Below are 17354 nucleotides of genomic sequence, written 5' to 3' on the forward strand. Positions count from 1 at the left end.
CTCAGCGATCCTTCGGGTCGAGCGCATCGCGCAGGCCGTCACCAACGAAGTTCAGCGCGAACAGCGTCGAGACCAGGAAGAAGGCGGGGAACAAAAGCAGCCAGTTGGCGGTGCCGATGTTCTTGGCGCCCGCCGAAATGAGCACGCCCCAGCTCGTCATCGGCTCCTGCACGCCAAGACCGAGGAACGACAGGAAGCTTTCCAGGATGATGACCTGCGGCACCAGCAGCGTCATGTAGATGACGACCGGGCCGAGCAGGTTGGGGATGACATGGCGGATCAGAATGCCGCCTTGCCGCACGCCCAGAGCCTCGGCGGCCTGGACATATTCCTGCCGGCGGATGGACAGCGCCTGCCCGCGCACGATGCGGGCCATGTCCAGCCACAACACCGCGCCAACGGCCAGGAACATCAGCACGAAATTGCGCCCGAAAAACACCACCAGCATGATGACGAAGAAGATGAACGGCAAGGAATAGAGCACATCGACGATGCGCATCATCACCTCGTCGACCTTGCCGCCGGCAAAACCGGCGGTCGCGCCGTAGAGCACGCCGATGACGACGGCAACGACGCCGGCGAGCAGGCCGATGGCCAGCGAGATGCGTCCGGCCATCAGCGTACGCGAAAGCAAGTCGCGGCCGATATTGTCGGTGCCGAACAGGAAATATTGCTGCTTCACCCTGGTGGCCACCACCATCTCGGTGCCGTCGGCGGATTTGCTGGTGATCGATGCGCCCTCGAACGTGTCGGAGCGGTCGAGATAGCGCAGATAGCGCTCGTCGATCGGCTTCGGCGAGGTCAGCGTGACGGCAAGGGTGTCGCCATCCTGCTTCATCTCCTTGATGTCGACGCGCATGCGCTTGACGACGTCGCCGAGCGCCGACTTGACCATATCCTCCTTCGGATAGGCCGACAGGCTGGGAGCCGTGCGCACATAGTCGGAGTAGATGGCGGTGTAGTCGTGCGGCACGAACCACGGACCGGCGATGCAGACGACGCCCATTACGATCAGGTAGCAGAGGCTGAACATGGCCGCGCGGTTGGCCTTGAGACGCGCCCAGGCATCGCCCCAGAGCGAACGCCCGGCGACATGCGGGGCGGAGGTGGCTGCGATATCAGTCATAGCGCACCCTCGGATCGACCACGGCGTAAAGAATATCGACGATGAGGTTGAAGATGATGGTGAAGATGGCGATCACCACCACCGTGCCCATGACCAGCGTGTAGTCGCGGTTCAGTGCCGCATCGACGAAGTAACGGCCGACACCCGGGATCGAGAAGATGGTCTCGACGACGATCGAGCCGGTGAGCAGAGCCGCCGCGGCAGGCCCCGCATAAGAGACGATCGGCAACAGCGCGCCGCGCAGGGCGTGCTTGACCACCACCGACCAGTCGGAAAGGCCGAGCGCGCGGGCGGTGCGGATATGGTGCGAGCGCAGCGACTCGATCATCGAGCCGCGCATCAGGCGGGCCACAATGGCGATCTGCGGCAGCGCCAACGTCAGCACCGGGCCGATCTTGTTGACGAGTGCGCCATCGCCCCAGCCGCCGATCGGCAGCAGCTTCCAACTCAGCCCGAAGACTAGCTGGATCAGCGGCGCGATGACGAAGGTAGGGATGGTGGAACCGGCGGTGGCCAGCGCGATCACCGCATAGTCGCCGACCTTGTTCTGGTTCAGCGCGGCCGTGATGCCGAGAATGGAGCCCAGGATCAGCGCCAGGATCAGCGCCGAGGAGCCGAGCTGGATCGAAATCGGCAGGCCCTTGGCGAAGAGTTCGCCCACCGTGAAGTCGGGCAGATTGTAGCTCGGCCCGAAACTACCATGCAGCAAATTATTGATATAGTTGAGATATTGTTTCCAGAGCGGATCATTGAGGCCGAACTGGGCTTCCAGATTGGCCTGGATCACGGGGTTCAGCCCACGCTCCTGGTTGAAGGGCCCGCCAGGAGCGACCCTGATCAGGAAAAACGCCAGCGTGACAATCACGAATAGCGTCGGGATGGCGGTCAGCAACCGCCTGAACACATAAAGCAGCATGGCCGCCGTACCTCACCTGCAAAGGGAAGCCGCCGCCCCTTGAGGGACGGCGGCTCTGGAGGACTTGTCAGTCCTTGCTGATGAAGCGCGACGGATGAACGTCCATCACGTTGTCTTCGAAGCCGTGCAGCTTCGGCGAAACGATGTTGTGGAAGCTGTAGTAGAGCAGCGGGATCTGGCCGACGTCGTCGATCATGATGCGTTCGGCCTCGGCGAGATCCTTCATGCGCAGCTCAGGCTTGCCGCCATCGGCGGCTGCCTTGTTCATGGCATCCTCGAACTTCGGGCTGTTGTAGCTCGAATAGTTGTTGCCGCTGTCCTTGCGGGTGATGCCGAGGAAGGTTTCCGGATCCTGATAGTCGGCGATCCAGGCAGCGCGGGCGACGTCGTAATTGCCCTTCTCCTGGAGGAAGGCGTAGTGGGTCTTGGTGTCGGTGTTAAGCAGCGTCACCTCGACGCCCAGCGGCTTCAGCTGTTCCTGAATGGCGACCGCGGTGTTCTTGTGGTTCTCCGAAGTGTTGTAGCGGATTTCCATCTTCAGCGGATTGCTCGGGCTGTAGCCCAGCTTCTCCAGGATCTTCTTTGCCGCATCCTCGCGGTCGATCTGCGACATCTCGGCGAACTTGGCCATCGCCGGCGTGTAGCCCTTGATGCCGGGCGGGACCATCGAATAGCCAGGGAACATGGAGTTGTTCCAGACCTTCTCGGCCAGGAAGTCGCGGTCGATCGCCATCGAGATGGCGTTGCGCAGTTCCGGATTGTCCCACGGCTTCTTGTCGGTCTTGATGGCGTAATAATAGGTGCCGAGATACGGCGCGACGCGGATCTGGTCGCCGAACTTCGCCTTCAGGTCAGGCAGCTGCTCGGTCGGCAGATCGTCATAGCTGTCCATTTCGCCGGCTTCGAAGCGCTTCATCGCCGAGGAGCGGTCCTCGGTCGGGATGAAGTTGACCACATCGATCTTGACGCTGGCGGCATCATGGAACTTCGGGTTCTTGACCATCTTGATATGGTCGTTCGGTACCCATTCGGCCAGCGTGTAGGCGCCGTTGGAAACCAGCTTGCCCGGCTTCACCCACTCGGCGCCCAGCTTTTCGAACGATGCCTTGTTGATCGGGTAGGTCGCCTGGTGGGTCAGCATCTCCAGGAAGTACGGGGTCGGTGCCTTCAGCGTGATCTGGAGCGTGTTGGCATCGATCGCCTTGACGCCCATTTCCTCCGGCTTGGCCTTGCCCTTGTTGACTTCCTCGGCATTGGCGACCGGATAGAGCATGGAGGCGTATTCAGCGCCGGTCTTGGGATCTTCCAGGCGGTGGAAGGCATAGACGAAATCTTCGGACGTTACCGGGGTGCCGTCCGACCACACGCCGTCCTTGCGCAGCTTGAACGTATAGGTCTTGCCGTCGTCGGAAACCGTCCAGCTTTCGGCGGCGCCCGGAATGAGCCCGGCCTTGGCATCCTGCATGACCAGGCCTTCGAACAGGTCGCGCAGCACATGCGCTTCATAGACGGTCGAGGTCTTGTGCGGATCGACCGTTTCCGGCTCGGCGGCGCTGCCGCGGTTATAGACGACTTCGGCATAGGCGGCCGCGTGGAAGGCGCCGCCAGCCAAAGCGAAGGTGGTGGCGAACACTGTCGCCTTCAGCATGTTTTTCAGCATGAAAACAAATCTCCCTTAGTCGTGCGGGCTTCCTGTCGGGCCCGCGGAGGTGTTGACGCCCGCTGACCGTTCACCGGCCTCTCCCTTGGGCGAGCCGCGGTTCCCTCTCCGCGGCAGATGGGCAGACACTAACGCCGCGATTTTTTATTTCAACATCCGCGCAACCTTCCCCAACGTCACCCGGAAACAAATATTGTGCAGAGCCTTTGAAAAACCAATGAAATCAAAAGCGTAACCTGTAGCTAACCATTAAACGGCTTAGCGCCCCTACAACGCCGGATTACTTGACACGCGGCTAAAATATTAATGCGCCATTAAGCAACCGACGGTTACATTTCACCGTACTTTTGTAGGCTTTTCTTTTTTAGGCGGGAGAAAGCATGCATAGTATACGAGGAACTTCAGCTTTAAAAATTCGTTCGATACTTTCGAGATGGAAAGTTGATGGCAAAGGCACGTCAGCGGTAGAATTTGCTTTTCTTGCGCCACTCTTCATCCTGTTTGTACTCGGAATAGTTGCATATGGCATCTACTTCGGCGCGAGCCATTCGGTGCAACAGCTGGCGGCCGATGCGGCCAGAACCGCCATAGGCGGGGCCAATCAGACCGAGCGACAGTCGCTCGTCACCACCTTCCTTGCCAACAATGCGGCCGGCTATCCCTTCGTGGACAGCACCAAGCTCACGGTCCTAGCGCAGGACAGCAAAGCCGACGGCAGCCAGTTCGTCGTTACCGTCAGCTATGACGCGCGCAACCTGCCGATCTGGAATCTGCTGTCCGGCCTGCCATTGCCGGGAACCACCATTTCCCGCCAATCAACGATCCGCGTCGGGGGGATATGATGCGCATCCTCGCAGAGTTTGCGGCCCTTGGCCGGCGTTTCCTGCGCGATCGCGGCGCCAACATCGCCATCATGGCGGCCTTGTGCACACCGGTGGCGGTGGCAGCCATGGCGGTGGCCGTCGACGAAGGCTCGCTCTACAATGAGCGGCGCGCGGCGCAATCGCTGACCGATCTCGCGGCAATCGCCGCCGGCTCCAACATCACCAATGCGGAGGCGGCGGTGCTGGCGGCTTTCGGCGACAATGGGTTGAATGGCGCCACAGTGGTAGCAGCTGGCTCGGGCACGCCGACGGCCGGCAAGCCGGTGGTCAGCGTCGTGCGCGGCCGCTACACGCCAACCGCGGCCTTGGGTCAGCGGTTCCAGGCCGGTGTGACGCCTTACAATGCCGTCTCAGTGTCGATGCGCAAGATCGGTACGCTGTATTTCGGTGGAGCGTTCATGGCACCACCGCAGATCGGCGCGAGCGCCATCGCCTCGACCACGCCGCAGGCCACCTTCTCCATCGGCTCGCGGCTCGCTTCGGTCGACACCAGCAAGAGCCCCTTGCTCAACGCGCTGCTCGGCGGCTTCCTCGGCACCAATGTCGCGCTGAACGCGATGGACTATAATTCGCTGCTCAGCGCCGACGTGAACGTGCTTTCCTTCCTCGACCAGCTCGCCATCAAGCTCAATCTCACCGGCGTCAGCTATTCGGATGTGCTGGCGTCCAAGGCGACGGTCGGGCAGATACTTGGCGCGCTGGCTGGCGTGCCCGGACTGGATTCGCGCAGCCAGCTCGCCCTGCAGACAATGGCCGCCGGCGCGACCAATCTCATCAAGATCCCGCTCAATGCATTGGTCGATCTCGGCAATGTCGGTCGTCTCGGCCTCGGCCAGCGGCCAGCTGGCCTGACCGTCGATGCCGGCGTGCTCGGCATGGTCTCCGCCGCTGCCGGCCTCGCAAACGGCGGCAAGCAGATCGACCTCGGTACGGCGATCAATATCCCAGGCGTGCTCAGCATTACCGCCTCCGTCGCCGTCGGCCAGCCGCCGCAATCCGCCCCCTGGTTCAGGGTCGGGCAGAAGGGTTCCGTAGTACGCACCGCCCAGACGCGGCTGAAACTGCTCGTCCAGGTCATTCCCAGCACCAGTCAGCCGGCCGCGGGCGTCAAATTGAACTCGGCGGTGATTACACTGCCGGTCAATGTCGAACTCGCTTATGCCGAGGGCACGCTCACCGACATCAGCTGCCCGACGGGATTGCCAGCAAGCCGCGTGGTCTCGATCGCGGCGCGGCCGGGAATTGGCAGCGTCAAGATCGCGCAGACCAGCGGCACGGGCTTCGCCGACTTCACGCAGCCGCAGAGCTTCAGTGCAGCTCCCATCGTCAATGTGAGCATCAACCTGCTGCTGCTCCAGCTCAGCCTCATAACTGTGAACGCCTATGCGGACGTCGATATCGGCAACACGATTACGACGCCGCTGACGTTCAACAATTCCGACATAACGTCGAAGGCCCCAAAGACCGTCACCTCCTCAAACTTCACGAACTCCGCGACCACCTCGCTGCTCGGGAATCTTGACCTGAGCGTCACCGTGGCGGGCTTAGATCTCGCCGTCCTGACAGGGCTTATTACCAACACGATCACACCGGCTCTGATGCCGATCCTGCAGACGGTCACCGCTCCGCTGGATAATTTGCTTGCCGGGTTGCTTCAGTCGCTCGGCATCGGCCTCGGCCAGGCCGACGTCCGCGTCACCGGTGCTACCTGCGGCCAATCGGTTCTTGTGCTGTAGGCAGGTTTTCCCCACCCTTGCCCGAAATGCTGAAGGCGGGAGGCTCGCAAGAGCTCTCCCGCTACTTTTCTGTTTAGCGCAGCCGGCCGAGAAGCGTCCCCAGTGGCGGCAGCAAGACCCCGCTATCGCCGAGCGTCGCCCGCGCTCCTGAAAGATCGAACACCTCGGCGATCTCGAACCCATCCGGCAGTGGCCACGAGCTCTCCGTCCCGCCGAAATTGAACAGGCAGAGCAGCCGCTGCCCGTCCGCTTCGCGCATGAAAGCCAGCACGTCGCCCTCCGCATCGAGGAAACGGATCGAGCCCCTGACCAGCGCGGGGTGAACTCGGCGCAGCGCAAGCGCTGCACGGTAGGCGGCCAGCACGCTGCCATCATCGCCAGCCTGGACATCGACGGCACGGGCGCGATGCTGGTCCGGCACCGGCAACCAGGGTTTCGCGGTCGAAAAGCCGGCATTGTCGGCGCCCACCTGCCACGGCATTGGCGTGCGGCAGCCGTCGCGCCCCTTGAAACCCGGCCAGAAGCGGATGCCATACGGATCGCGCAAATCCTCGAAGGCGAGTTCGGCCTCCGGCAGACCGAGTTCTTCGCCCTGATAAAGACAGATCGAACCGCGCAGGCAGACAATGAGGCCGACCGCGAACTTCGCCACGGTATCGGTATCGCCGCCCGGCGGCGTCCAGCGGCTGACATGGCGCACCACGTCGTGATTGGAAAAGGCCCAGCAGGCCCAGCCTTGCGGCGCCGCCTTCTCGAATGCCTCGACGCAGCCGCGCACATGCGCGGCCGAGAAGGCACCGCCCAGAAGGTCGAAGGTGTAGCACATGTTGAGACGGTCATTGCCCGACGTATAGGCCGCCATGGTCTGCAGCGAACGCCCTTCGTCGCCCACCTCGCCGACCGCGGCACGGTTTCCATATTCGTCGATCAACGCACGGAAACGCCTGAGGAACTCCAGGTTCTCCGGCCGCGTCTTGTCGAACAGATGCTCCTGGAAGAGATACGGGTTGGTCTCGTTGAGCGTGCCGGCGAGGCTGGCAACCAGCGGTGGGTTGGAGCGCAGCCAGCGGTCGTGAACAAAATAGTTCACTGTATCGAGGCGGAAGCCGTCGACGCCGCGCTCCAGCCAGAAGCGCACCGTTTCCAGAAGCGCGGCTTGAACCGCGGGGTTATGGAAATTGAGATCGGGCTGGGCGGCCAGGAAATTGTGCATGTAATATTGCCGCCGCGTCGCGTCCCATTCCCAGGCCGGGCCGCCGAACACGGAGAGCCAGTTGTTGGGTGCGGAACCGTCCGGCTTGGGTTCGGCCCAGACATACCAGTCGGCCTTGGGGTTATCGCGGCTGGAGCGGCTCTCCTGGAACCAGGCGTGTTTGTCGGAGGTGTGCGACAGCACCTGGTCGATGATGACCTTCAGCCCGAGGCGATGTGCCTCCGCCACCAACGCGTCGAAATCGGCCAGCGAGCCGAAGATCGGGTCGACGTCGAGATAATCGGAGACGTCGTAGCCCATGTCGGCCATCGGCGATTTGAAAAAGGGCGACAGCCAGACCGCATCGACGCCAAGCGAAGCGACATGAGCGAGACGCGCGGTGGCGCCGTTGAGGTCGCCGCTGCCGTCGCCCGTCGTGTCCTGGAAGGAGCGCGGATAGATCTGGTAGATGACGCAACCGCGCCACCATTCATGACCGACAGTGGTCATTTCGCCTCTCCCTTGTCTGGTCACCGCTTGCGTTCGCTCATGAACACCACCGCCCTGCCCTCGACCCGGCGCCAGGCCTCTGCATCGGCGGCAGGGTCCAGCGCGTCGACCCAGTTGTAGCCATCGCGCACCGGCAGCACGAAGGAGGAAGCGCGGCGGTCGCCGTTGACGAGCACAGCAAGCCGGCCACCGTCGACGCCTGCCACGCCCAGAACCATCGCCAGGCGTCGCCGGCGCGGGTCGTTCCAGGCGCTGTCGTCCATCGGCTGGCCGGTCTCGGTCAGCCACTCGACGTCGGCGCATGCATCGCCCTTCTGCGGCTGGCCAGTGAGCAAGGTCGGATCGCGCAGCACGGGTACAGCACCGCGCAAGGCTGCGAGTGCCGCGACATGGTCTTCCAGCGCGCGGTCGCGGCCGGCCCAGTCCAGCCAGGTGATGGCGTTGTCCTGCGCATAGGCGTTGTTGTTGCCGCGCTGGCTGCGCCCGAACTCGTCGCCGGCGGTCAGCATGATAGCACCGCGCGAGGCAAACAGGGTGGCAAGCAGCGCGCGTTGGTCGCCCGCCCGATGTAACGCGACGCCGGCATCGTCGCTCTCGCCCTCGACGCCATGGTTCCACGACAGGTTCTCGTCGTGACCGTCGCGATTGGCCTCGCCATTGGCTTCGTTGTGCTTCTTCTCGTAGCTGACGAGGTCGGCCAGCGTCATACCGTCATGGGCGGCGATGAAATTGACCGTGCGGCTCGCCGTGCCGGGAAACACATCCGAGGAGCCGGCCAGCCCCGTCGCCAGCCGGCCGACCATGCCGGCATCGCCGCGCCAGAAACGGCGGACGTCGTCGCGATATTTATCGTTCCATTCCAGGAAGGGCTGACCGAACCGGCCGAGCTGATAGCCGCCAGGGCCGATATCCCAGGGTTCCGCGATCAGGATACGGTCGGAAAGCAGAGGGTCGGTGCGCATGGCGGCCAGCAACGGCGCATTGGCGTTGAAGCCTTGGTCGTTACGCCCCAGCACCGGCGCCAAGTCGAAGCGAAAGCCGTCGACGCCCGCGTTTCGCACGAAGTGGCGCAGGCTGGCCAGCACCAGATCGCGCGCAGCCGGGTGGTCGCAGGCCAGCGTATTGCCGGTGCCTGTATCGTTGACGAGGCGCCCGTCCGGCGCGTGGCGATAATAAGCGCGGCTGTCCAGCCCGCGCAGCGACAGGGTCGGGCCGCGCTCGTCGCTCTCGCCGGTGTGGTTGAAAACCAGGTCGAGGATAACGCCGATGCCGGCCCCATGCAGGGCCTTGGTCGTGCTGCGCAGATCGGCGATACCCCGCGGCGCCAGGCGTGGGTCCAGCGCCATGAAGGTGACCGGGTTGTAGCCCCAGCCATTGGTCAGGCCGAGCGGCGGCAAATGGCGCTCGTCGATCTTCGCCGTCACCGGCATAAGCTCCACCGCCGAAACGCCGATCTTCTTCAAATGATCGACGATCGCTGGATGGGCGAGCGCGCGCAGCGTGCCGCGATCCTCGTCCGGCACCTGCGGGTGTCGCATGGAGAAGGAGCGAACCGACAATTCATAGATCAACCCGCCGGGCTCGAACAACGGCGCCCGCGCCGACACCGGATCGGACAAGGCGCGCACCACCGCCTTGGGCATCAACGGCGCGGTGTCGCCGCCTTCGCCGCGCCGGGCGGCAAGCCTTGCATCGTAAACATAGGGGCGATCGATCTCGACGGCATAGGGATCGACCAGCAGCTTTTCAGGATCGAACCATAGGCCGCGTTCCGGCGCATAGTCGCCGTCGGCGCGCAGGCCGTAACGCGCGCCCTCGCCGATGCCGCCCACACGCAGCCGGAAGATATCGTCAGCCCCGCGCGCCATCGGCAGGCGTTGTGTCTCGCGGTCATCCGCGTCGAAAAGGCAGAGCTCGATCTTGCCGGCCTGGCTCGACCAGACCGTGAATTCAGTACCGGATTTGTCGGGGCGTGCTCCGAGAATGGCGATACTCCTGGAACGAAATCATCGTCACCGGCGACTCGCCAGCATCCAACAATAGCAACCTTGCCGCATCTCGGAAGCCGTCGAGTGCCTGTCAGGAGGTTGCAGCACTCTTCAACCAAATGACGCACTCGGGCTGGACAATTCGCCAGGGATCGAGAGGGTCAGGTGCACCTGAAACCTGAGCCAGGGACGTCGTTTCCCGCCCATAATCGATGAGGAGTAAGGTCATGCCCTATACCATCCATCTGCATCGCGTCCTCAAGGCCCCGCCCGAAAAGGTCTATCGCGCCTTTCTCGATGCGGATGCATTGCGCCGCTGGCTGCCGCCCTACGGCTTCCTGTGCAGTGTCGACCATGTCGATGCCAAGGTCGGCGGCACCTTCCGCATGTCATTCAAGAACTACACGACCGGCCAGGCGCATTCGTTCGGCGGCGAGTTTCTGGAACTCGAGCCCCATCGCAAGCTGGTCTATACGGACCGCTTCGACGATCCCAATCTGCCGGGCGAGATCAAGGTTACGGTCGCACTCACCGAAGTGTTCTGCGGCACCGACATCAAGATAGAGCAGGCCGGAATACCGGATATGATCCCGGAAGCCGCCTGCTATCTCGGCTGGCAGGAATCGCTGTTGCAACTCGCCAATGTGGTCGAGCCCGATATCCGCCAGTAACAACAGCGGCGGTCGTCAAAAGGGAACGGCGCCTCCGAACGGCCTCAGGTGATCACGCTCGGCTTGTTGCGGCCGGTATGGCGCTTGATGCCGGCGATGTCGTCGGCCGCGGCGATCAAGTCGGCCAGCGCCACCTGCGTGTCGATGCCGTGCTTGGCCTTGTCCGCTTCATAGCGCTCGATATAGACGCGCAGCGTCGCGCCCGAAGTGCCGGTGCCGGATAGGCGCAGCACCACGCGCGAGTTGCCCTCGAACAGGATGCGGATGCCCTGTTTCTCGCTGATCGAGCCGTCGACCGGGTCGTGGTAGGAAAAGTCGTCGGCGTTGACGATCTTCAGGCCACGCACCGTGGTGCCGGGCAGCGAGGCGAGCTTGGCGCGCAACTCATCGACCAGCGCGTTGGCGCGGTCGCTGTCGACCCCTTCATAGTCGTGGCGCGAATAATAGTTGCGGCCGTAGGTCGCCCAATGTTCAGTGACGATCTGCAAGGCGCTTTCGCCGCGCGCCGCCAGGATCGACAGCCACAACAGCACCGCCCATAGCCCGTCCTTCTCGCGCACATGGTTGGAGCCGGTGCCGGCACTTTCCTCGCCGCAGATGGTGGCCATGCCGGCATCGAGCAGATTGCCGAAGAACTTCCAGCCGGTCGGCGTCTCGTAGATGCCGATGCCGAGCTTTTCGGCCACGCGGTCGGCGGCGCCGCTGGTGGGCATCGAGCGGGCGATGCCCTTGAGGCCGTCCTTGTAGCCCGGCGCCAGGCGCGCATTGGCGGCCAGCATCGCGACCGAATCCGACGGGGTGACGAAGATACCCTTGCCGATGATCAGGTTGCGGTCGCCGTCGCCGTCGGAAGCGGCGCCGAAATCCGGCGCGTCCGGGCCCATCATCTCATCATAGAGATGTTTGGCGTGGACCAAATTCGGATCCGGATGATGGCCGCCGAAATCCGGCAACGGCTTGAAATTGCGGCAGGTGCCGGCGGCGGCACCCAGCCGATGCTCGAGGATTTCCTTGGCATAGGGACCAGTCACGGCATGCATGGCGTCGAAGCGCATGCGGAAGCCCGATTTGAACAGTTTGCGCAGCGCGTCGAAATCGAACAGCGCCTCCATCAGCTCGGCATAGTCGGCGACGGAATCGATCACCTCCACCGTCATGCCGCCGGCCTTGACCGTGCCGATCGTATCGAGGTCGATCGGGGCGATGTCGGCGATCTTGTATTCCTTGATCGCCTTGGTGCACGCGAAGATGGCGTCGGTCAGTTTCTCCGGCGCCGGGCCGCCATTCTCGGCATTGTATTTGATGCCGAAATCCTCGTGCGGGCCGCCGGGATTGTGCGAAGCCGACAGGATGATGCCGCCGAAGGCCTTGTATTTGCGAATGACGTTGGAGGCGGCGGGCGTCGACAGGATGCCGCCCTGCCCCACCATCACCTTGCCGAAGCCGTTGGCGGCGGCAATGGCGATCACCTTCTGCGCCACCTCGCGGTTGTAATAGCGGCCGTCGCCGCCCAGGATCAGCGTCTTGCCCTCAAAGCCCTGCAGTGCGTCGAAAATCGACTGCACGAAATTCTCGACATAGTTCGCCTGCTGGAATTCCGGAACCTTCTTGCGCAGGCCCGACGTGCCGGGCTTCTGGTCGTCATAGGGCTTGGTGGCGACGGTGCGTATCATCGTTGGGCAACCTTCCTTGCAAGCAGCGAGCGGTAGAGCTCGACATATTTTCCGGCGCTGCGGTCCCAGGACACGTCCGCCTTCATGCCCTGCCGCTGGATCGAGGTCCAGGCGTCGGTGTCGCCATGTGCCTGCAGCAGCCGGCGCACGGCGTGCAGCAATGCATCGCCATTGTTGGCGGCGAACTGGAAGCCGGTGGCGACGCCTGCGGCGACCGCAGCCTCATTGGCGTCGATGATGGTGTCGGCCAAACCGCCGGTGCGCGCCACCACCGGCACGCAACCATAACGCAGGCCGTAGAGCTGGGTCAGCCCGCAGGGCTCGAAGCGCGATGGGATGATAATGGCGTCGCAGCCGCCCTGCATGACATGCGACAGCGCCTCGTCATAACCGATGACGGTGCCGACACGGCCGCGATGGCGGGCGGCGGCGGCCAAAAGCGCGCCTTCGAGACCCGGATCGCCGGAGCCTAGAACGGCCAGTTTGGCACCGGCGGCGACGATGCCGTCGGCCATGGCGGCGAGGATATCGATGCCCTTCTGCCAGGTCAGACGGCTGACCACGCAGACGATCGGGCTGCCGTCGCTGGCAAGATTGAAGCGCTCCTCGACCGCCGCGCGGTTGGCGGCGCGCCTGGCCAGGGTGTCGGCCGTGTAGGTCGAAACCAGGTGCTTGTCGGTGGCGGGGTTCCAGATGTCGGTGTCGATGCCGTTCACGATGCCGTGGAGGTCGGCGGCGCGCAGATTGATCAGCCCGTCCAGCCCCATGCCGAATTCCGGCACGCGGATTTCCTGCGCATAGGTCGGGCTGACGGTCGTGATCGCCCAGGCCGCCTGCAGGCCGGCCTTGAGATAGCCGACGCCGCCGTAATATTCGACGCCGTCGAGGCTCATCGCCTCCGCCGGCAGGCTGAGTTCGCCGAAAATGCCGGCGCCGAACTGGCCCTGGAAGGCCAGATTGTGCACGGTGATCAGCGAGGGCGTGCCGACCGCCTTGCCGTAGCGCATATAGGCCAGCGTCATCGCCGCCTGCCAGTCATGGGCGTGCACGATGTCGGGCTTGTAGCCGTCGATGCCGCCGCCGGCGATGTCGCCGCCGACACGGCACAAGGCCGCGAACCGGCGCCAGTTGTCGGGCCAGTCACGGCCGCCGGCATCGCCATAAGGCCCGCCGACGCGGTCGAACAGATGCGGCGCGTCGAGCACCAGGAGATCGAGCCCGGCGACCTCGGCCGCATAGACCGCCGCCTTGCCGCCATGCAGGGCCGGATAGGACAGAAGCGGCTTCTTTTTCTTGAAGGCGTCCATCACCACCGGATAACCGGGCACCAGCGAGCGCATGGCGACGCCCTTGCCGGCCAACGCGATCGGCAGCGCGCCGGCGACATCGGCCAGCCCGCCGGTCTTGACCAGCGGGAATATCTCCGGCGTCACGGACAGAACCTGCATGCGCTACGACCCCAATTTGTCGATCATATCCTGCGTTATCAGACAGATACCCTTTTCCGAAACCCGGAATCGCTTGGCATCCTCGACGGGGTCTTCGCCGACAATAAGGCTTTCTGGGATTTTCACGCCATGGTCGATGACGACATTGGTCAGCCGCGCGTTGCGGCCAACCGTGCAGTCCGGCAGCATGACGACATGGTCGAGGCTCGAATAGGAGTTGATGCGCGCGCCGGTGAAGATCAGGCTGCGCTTCAGCGAGGCACCCGACACGATGCAATCGCCCGACACCAGCGACGACACCGCCATGCCGCGCCGCCCCTCGTCGTCATGCACGAATTTGGCCGGCGGCTTCAATTCGGCATAGGTCCAGATCGGCCAGTCGCGGTCGTAGAGATCGAGTTCAGGCGTGATGTCGGTCAGGTCGATATTGGCTTCCCAATAGGCGTCGATGGTGCCTACGTCGCGCCAGTAGGGCCCGGCCTCCGCCGTCGAACGCACGCAGGACTTGGCGAAGCGATGGGCGACGGCTTTGCCGTGCTCGACGATGTAGGGGATAATGTCCTTGCCGAAGTCGCGGCTGGAATCGGGCGTCGCGGCATCGCGGCGCAACTGCTCCATCAGGAACTTGGTCTTGAACACATAGATGCCCATCGAGGCCAGCGCGTAGTCCGGCTTGTCGGGGATGCCGGGCGGATCGGCCGGCTTCTCGACGAAAGCGATGATGTTGTCCTTGGCGTCGACATGCATGACACCGAAACCGGTCGCCTCCATGCGCGGCACTTCGAGGCAGCCGACGGTGACGTCGGCGCCGGCATCGACGTGCTGGCGCAGCATCATCTCGTAGTCCATCTTGTAGATGTGATCGCCGGCGAGGATCACCATGTATTCGGGCCCGTAGGCCTCGATGATGTCGATGTTCTGGTAGACCGCGTCCGCGGTGCCTTCATACCACTGCGTCTCTGAAACGCGCTGGCTGGCGGGCAGGATGTCAAAACTCTCGTTTCGTTCGGGCCTCAGGAAGTTCCAGCCGCGCTGCAGGTGGCGGATCAGCGAATGCGCCTTGTATTGCGTGGCGACGCCGAGGCGGCGGATGCCGGAATTCAGCGCGTTGGACAGAGCGAAGTCGATGATGCGGGTCTTGCCGCCGAAATAGACGGCAGGTTTGGCGCGACGGTCCGTCAACTCCTTGAGGCGACTGCCGCGCCCACCGGCCAGAACATAGGCCATCGCATCGCGCGCCAGCGGTTGCGTCCGTTTGAAATCCGCCATTCTCAGCCTCCCTGCTTTGCCTTCGGAACCGCGCTTTTCCTGATGCGCGCCGCCGTAGCCGACTTCGCCTTTCCCGCGACCTTCCTGCCTTCGGTCGCGGGCATGAATTCCAGCATCACCGTCGCCAGCGGCGGCAGCACCATCACGGCGGCGGTGCGGCCGCCTTCGGCACGCGCCTCGACAGTGCCGCCATTGCCCCTGCCGGAGCCGCCATAGGCGGCAGCGTCGGTGTTGATGATCTCGCGCCAGGTGCCGGCCTCCGGCAACGGCACGCGGTAGTTCTCGCGCGGCACCGGCGTGAAATTGGTGACGACGGCGACCGGGTTGGCGCCCGGCGCCTTGCGCAGCCAGGCAAAGACCGAGTTCTCGCGGTCGTCGACGATCAGCCATTCAAAACCTTCCGGCTCGCAGTCGCGCGCATGCAGCGCCGGCTTTTCGCGATAGAGGCGGTTCAAATCGCGCACCACGTCGCGCATGCCGCTGTGCGGTGCATATTGCAGCATGTCCCAGTCGAGTGCGCGGGCCTCGCTCCATTCGCGGCGCTGGGCGAATTCCTGGCCCATGAACAACAGCTTCTTGCCGGGATAGCCCCACATGAAGGCGTAATAGGCACGCAGCGTGGCGAACTTCTGCCAGTCGTCGCCGGCCATCTTGCCGATCAGCGTCGCCTTGCCGTGCACCACCTCGTCATGGGAGAGCGGCAGCACGAAATTCTCTGTGAAGGCATAGGTCAGGCCGAAGGTGATCTGGTTGTGATGGTATTTGCGGAACAACGGCTCGCGGGCCAGATATTCCAGCGTGTCGTTCATGAAGCCCATGTTCCACTTGAAGCCGAAGCCAAGCCCGCCTTCGTGAACCGGGTGGGAGACCTTTGGCCAAGAGGTGGATTCCTCGGCGATGGTCATGACGCCGGGATGATGGCCGTAGATTTCCTTGTTCATGCGCTGCAGGAAGGCGACGGCCTCGAGGTTCTCGCGGCCGCCCTTCTCGTTGGGGATCCACTCGCCGGCCTTGCGTGAATAGTCGAGGTAGAGCATCGAGGCGACCGCATCCACGCGTAAGCCATCGACGTGGTATTTCTCCGCCCAATAGAGCGCGTTGTTGACGAGGAAGGACAGCACCTCGCCGCGACCGAAATTGTAGATCAGCGTGTTCCAGTCGGGCTGGTAGCCCTTGCGTGGATCGGCGTGCTCGTAGAGCGCGGTGCCGTCGAACTTCGCCAGTCCGAACTCGTCGGTGGGGAAATGCGCCGGCACCCAGTCGAGGATGACGCCGACACCGGCGCGATGGGCACCGTCGACGAAGCGCGCGAAACCTTCCGGATCGCCGAAGCGGGCGGTCGGCGCGTAGAGCCCGGTCGCCTGGTAACCCCATGACGGGTCGTAGGGATGCTCGGAGATCGGCAAAAGCTCGATATGGGTGAAGCCGGTGTCGACGACATAGGGGATCAGCCTTTCCGCCAGTTCGTCCCAGGTCAGGAAGCTGCCATCCTCGTTGCGCTGCCACGAACCGGCATGGACCTCATAGATGGAGATGGGCTGGCGCCGCGCTTCGGTTTCACGCCAGAACTTGCGATGCGCGGCATCGCCCCATTTGTGCCGCGAGGGCGCCGCCGTCACCGAGGCGGTGGCCGGGCGCAGTTCCGAGCGGAAGGCGAAGGGGTCGGCCTTGAGCGGCAGGCGCGCGCCCCTCGCCCCAACGATCTCGTATTTATAGGGGCGGCCCTCGCCAAGGCCGGGAATGAAGATTTCCCAGATGCCGGTGTCTTGCCGCAACCGCATCGGATGGCGGCGGCCGTCCCAGGCATTGAAATCGCCGACCACGGAGACCCGCTTGGCATTGGGCGCCCAGACGGCGAAATGCACGCCGCTGGCGCCTTCATGGTCGATGAGATGCGCACCCAGCTTGTCGAACAGGCGCAGATGCGAACCCTGCGCCATGTAATAATCGTCCATCGGACCGAGCACCGGGCCGAAGGTGTATGGGTCGGTGATCCACCATTCGCCGCCCGAATTGCGGGCATGGTATTTCAGCGGCTGACGCCGGGTGATCGAGACTGGTCCCTCGAAGAACCCGGCCTCGTTGCGGCGAAAGAGTTCACCGACAGGCTTGCCGGCGAGCGTATGGGCAGTGACGGTTTCTGCATCGGGGATGAAGCAGCGGGCGACAAAACCGACGCCAGTCTGCTGGACGCCGAGCACCGCGAAAGGGTTGCCATGCGTCCCCGCCACGATCGCCTTGACGTCGCTGGCCGAGGCCAGCCCTTCGGCCTGGTCGCTCG

At 63.6% G+C, this 17354-nt stretch carries 11 protein-coding genes and 1 pseudogene; 3 read left to right on the plus strand and 9 right to left on the minus strand.

The window, feature by feature from the left end:
* Nucleotide 1: 1 nt before the first annotated feature.
* The 3 genes from FZF13_RS27825 to FZF13_RS27835 form a co-directional block, all read right to left on the minus strand.
* A complete protein-coding gene (locus FZF13_RS27825; RefSeq protein WP_024925237.1) occupies nt 2-1126 on the minus strand; it encodes an ABC transporter permease in 1125 nt (374 codons plus the stop codon).
* The gene (locus FZF13_RS27830) at nt 1119-2042 is read right to left on the minus strand and encodes an ABC transporter permease subunit (RefSeq protein ID WP_024925236.1); all 924 of its coding nucleotides are present in this window, start codon (nt 2040-2042) and stop codon (nt 1119-1121) included. The genes FZF13_RS27825 and FZF13_RS27830 overlap by 8 nt, the downstream gene beginning before the upstream one ends.
* 67 nt (nt 2043-2109) lie before the next feature.
* Nucleotides 2110-3702, minus strand: a complete 1593-nt coding sequence (locus tag FZF13_RS27835) for a peptide ABC transporter substrate-binding protein (protein ID WP_024925235.1) — start codon at nt 3700-3702, stop codon at nt 2110-2112.
* Between the two features lie 380 nt (nt 3703-4082).
* Between FZF13_RS27835 and FZF13_RS27840 the strand changes: the two genes are divergently transcribed.
* Together FZF13_RS27840 and FZF13_RS27845 are read left to right on the plus strand one after the other, a co-directional pair.
* Nucleotides 4083-4544, plus strand: a complete 462-nt coding sequence (locus FZF13_RS27840) for a TadE/TadG family type IV pilus assembly protein (protein ID WP_081766933.1) — start codon at nt 4083-4085, stop codon at nt 4542-4544.
* Nucleotides 4544-6322, plus strand: a complete 1779-nt coding sequence (locus FZF13_RS27845; RefSeq protein ID WP_244431227.1) for a pilus assembly protein TadG-related protein — start codon at nt 4544-4546, stop codon at nt 6320-6322. Before FZF13_RS27840 ends, FZF13_RS27845 begins: the two co-directional genes overlap by 1 nt.
* Before the next feature lie 73 nt (nt 6323-6395).
* Here the strand turns inward: FZF13_RS27845 and bglA are convergent, their stop codons facing one another.
* Nucleotides 6396-8024, minus strand: coding sequence for a beta-galactosidase BglA (gene bglA / locus FZF13_RS27850; protein WP_024925232.1), 1629 nt, complete (start codon nt 8022-8024; stop codon nt 6396-6398).
* Nucleotides 8025-8044: 20 nt separating this feature from the next.
* Nucleotides 8045-10015 carry a glycogen debranching protein GlgX gene (gene glgX / locus FZF13_RS27855; RefSeq protein ID WP_036254891.1) on the minus strand — a complete coding sequence of 657 codons (1971 nt, stop codon included), beginning with the start codon at nt 10013-10015 and terminating at the stop codon, nt 8045-8047.
* Nucleotides 10016-10239: 224 nt separating this feature from the next.
* Between glgX and FZF13_RS27860 the strand changes: the two genes are divergently transcribed.
* On the plus strand, nt 10240-10683 hold the full coding sequence (locus tag FZF13_RS27860; protein WP_024925230.1) for an SRPBCC family protein: 444 nt from the start codon (nt 10240-10242) through the stop codon (nt 10681-10683).
* Between the two features lie 44 nt (nt 10684-10727).
* Here FZF13_RS27860 and FZF13_RS27865 read toward each other — a convergent pair whose 3' ends face one another.
* The 4 genes and pseudogenes from FZF13_RS27865 to glgB all read right to left on the minus strand — a co-directional run.
* A complete protein-coding gene (locus tag FZF13_RS27865; protein ID WP_024925229.1) occupies nt 10728-12356 on the minus strand; it encodes an alpha-D-glucose phosphate-specific phosphoglucomutase in 1629 nt (542 codons plus the stop codon).
* The gene (glgA, locus tag FZF13_RS27870) at nt 12353-13804 is read right to left on the minus strand and encodes a glycogen synthase GlgA (protein WP_024925228.1); all 1452 of its coding nucleotides are present in this window, start codon (nt 13802-13804) and stop codon (nt 12353-12355) included. The genes FZF13_RS27865 and glgA overlap by 4 nt, the downstream gene beginning before the upstream one ends.
* 3 nt (nt 13805-13807) lie before the next feature.
* Nucleotides 13808-15073: a glucose-1-phosphate adenylyltransferase gene (gene glgC / locus FZF13_RS27875; protein WP_024925227.1), complete on the minus strand. Its 1266-nt coding sequence runs from the start codon at nt 15071-15073 to the stop codon at nt 13808-13810.
* Between the two features lie 107 nt (nt 15074-15180).
* Nucleotides 15181-17334, minus strand: a pseudogene (glgB, locus tag FZF13_RS27880) (1,4-alpha-glucan branching protein GlgB); the annotation flags it as partial.
* Nucleotides 17335-17354: the final 20 nt, after the last annotated feature.

This window comes from Mesorhizobium terrae (assembly GCF_008727715.1).
Classification (GTDB): Bacteria; Pseudomonadota; Alphaproteobacteria; order Rhizobiales; family Rhizobiaceae; genus Mesorhizobium; species Mesorhizobium terrae.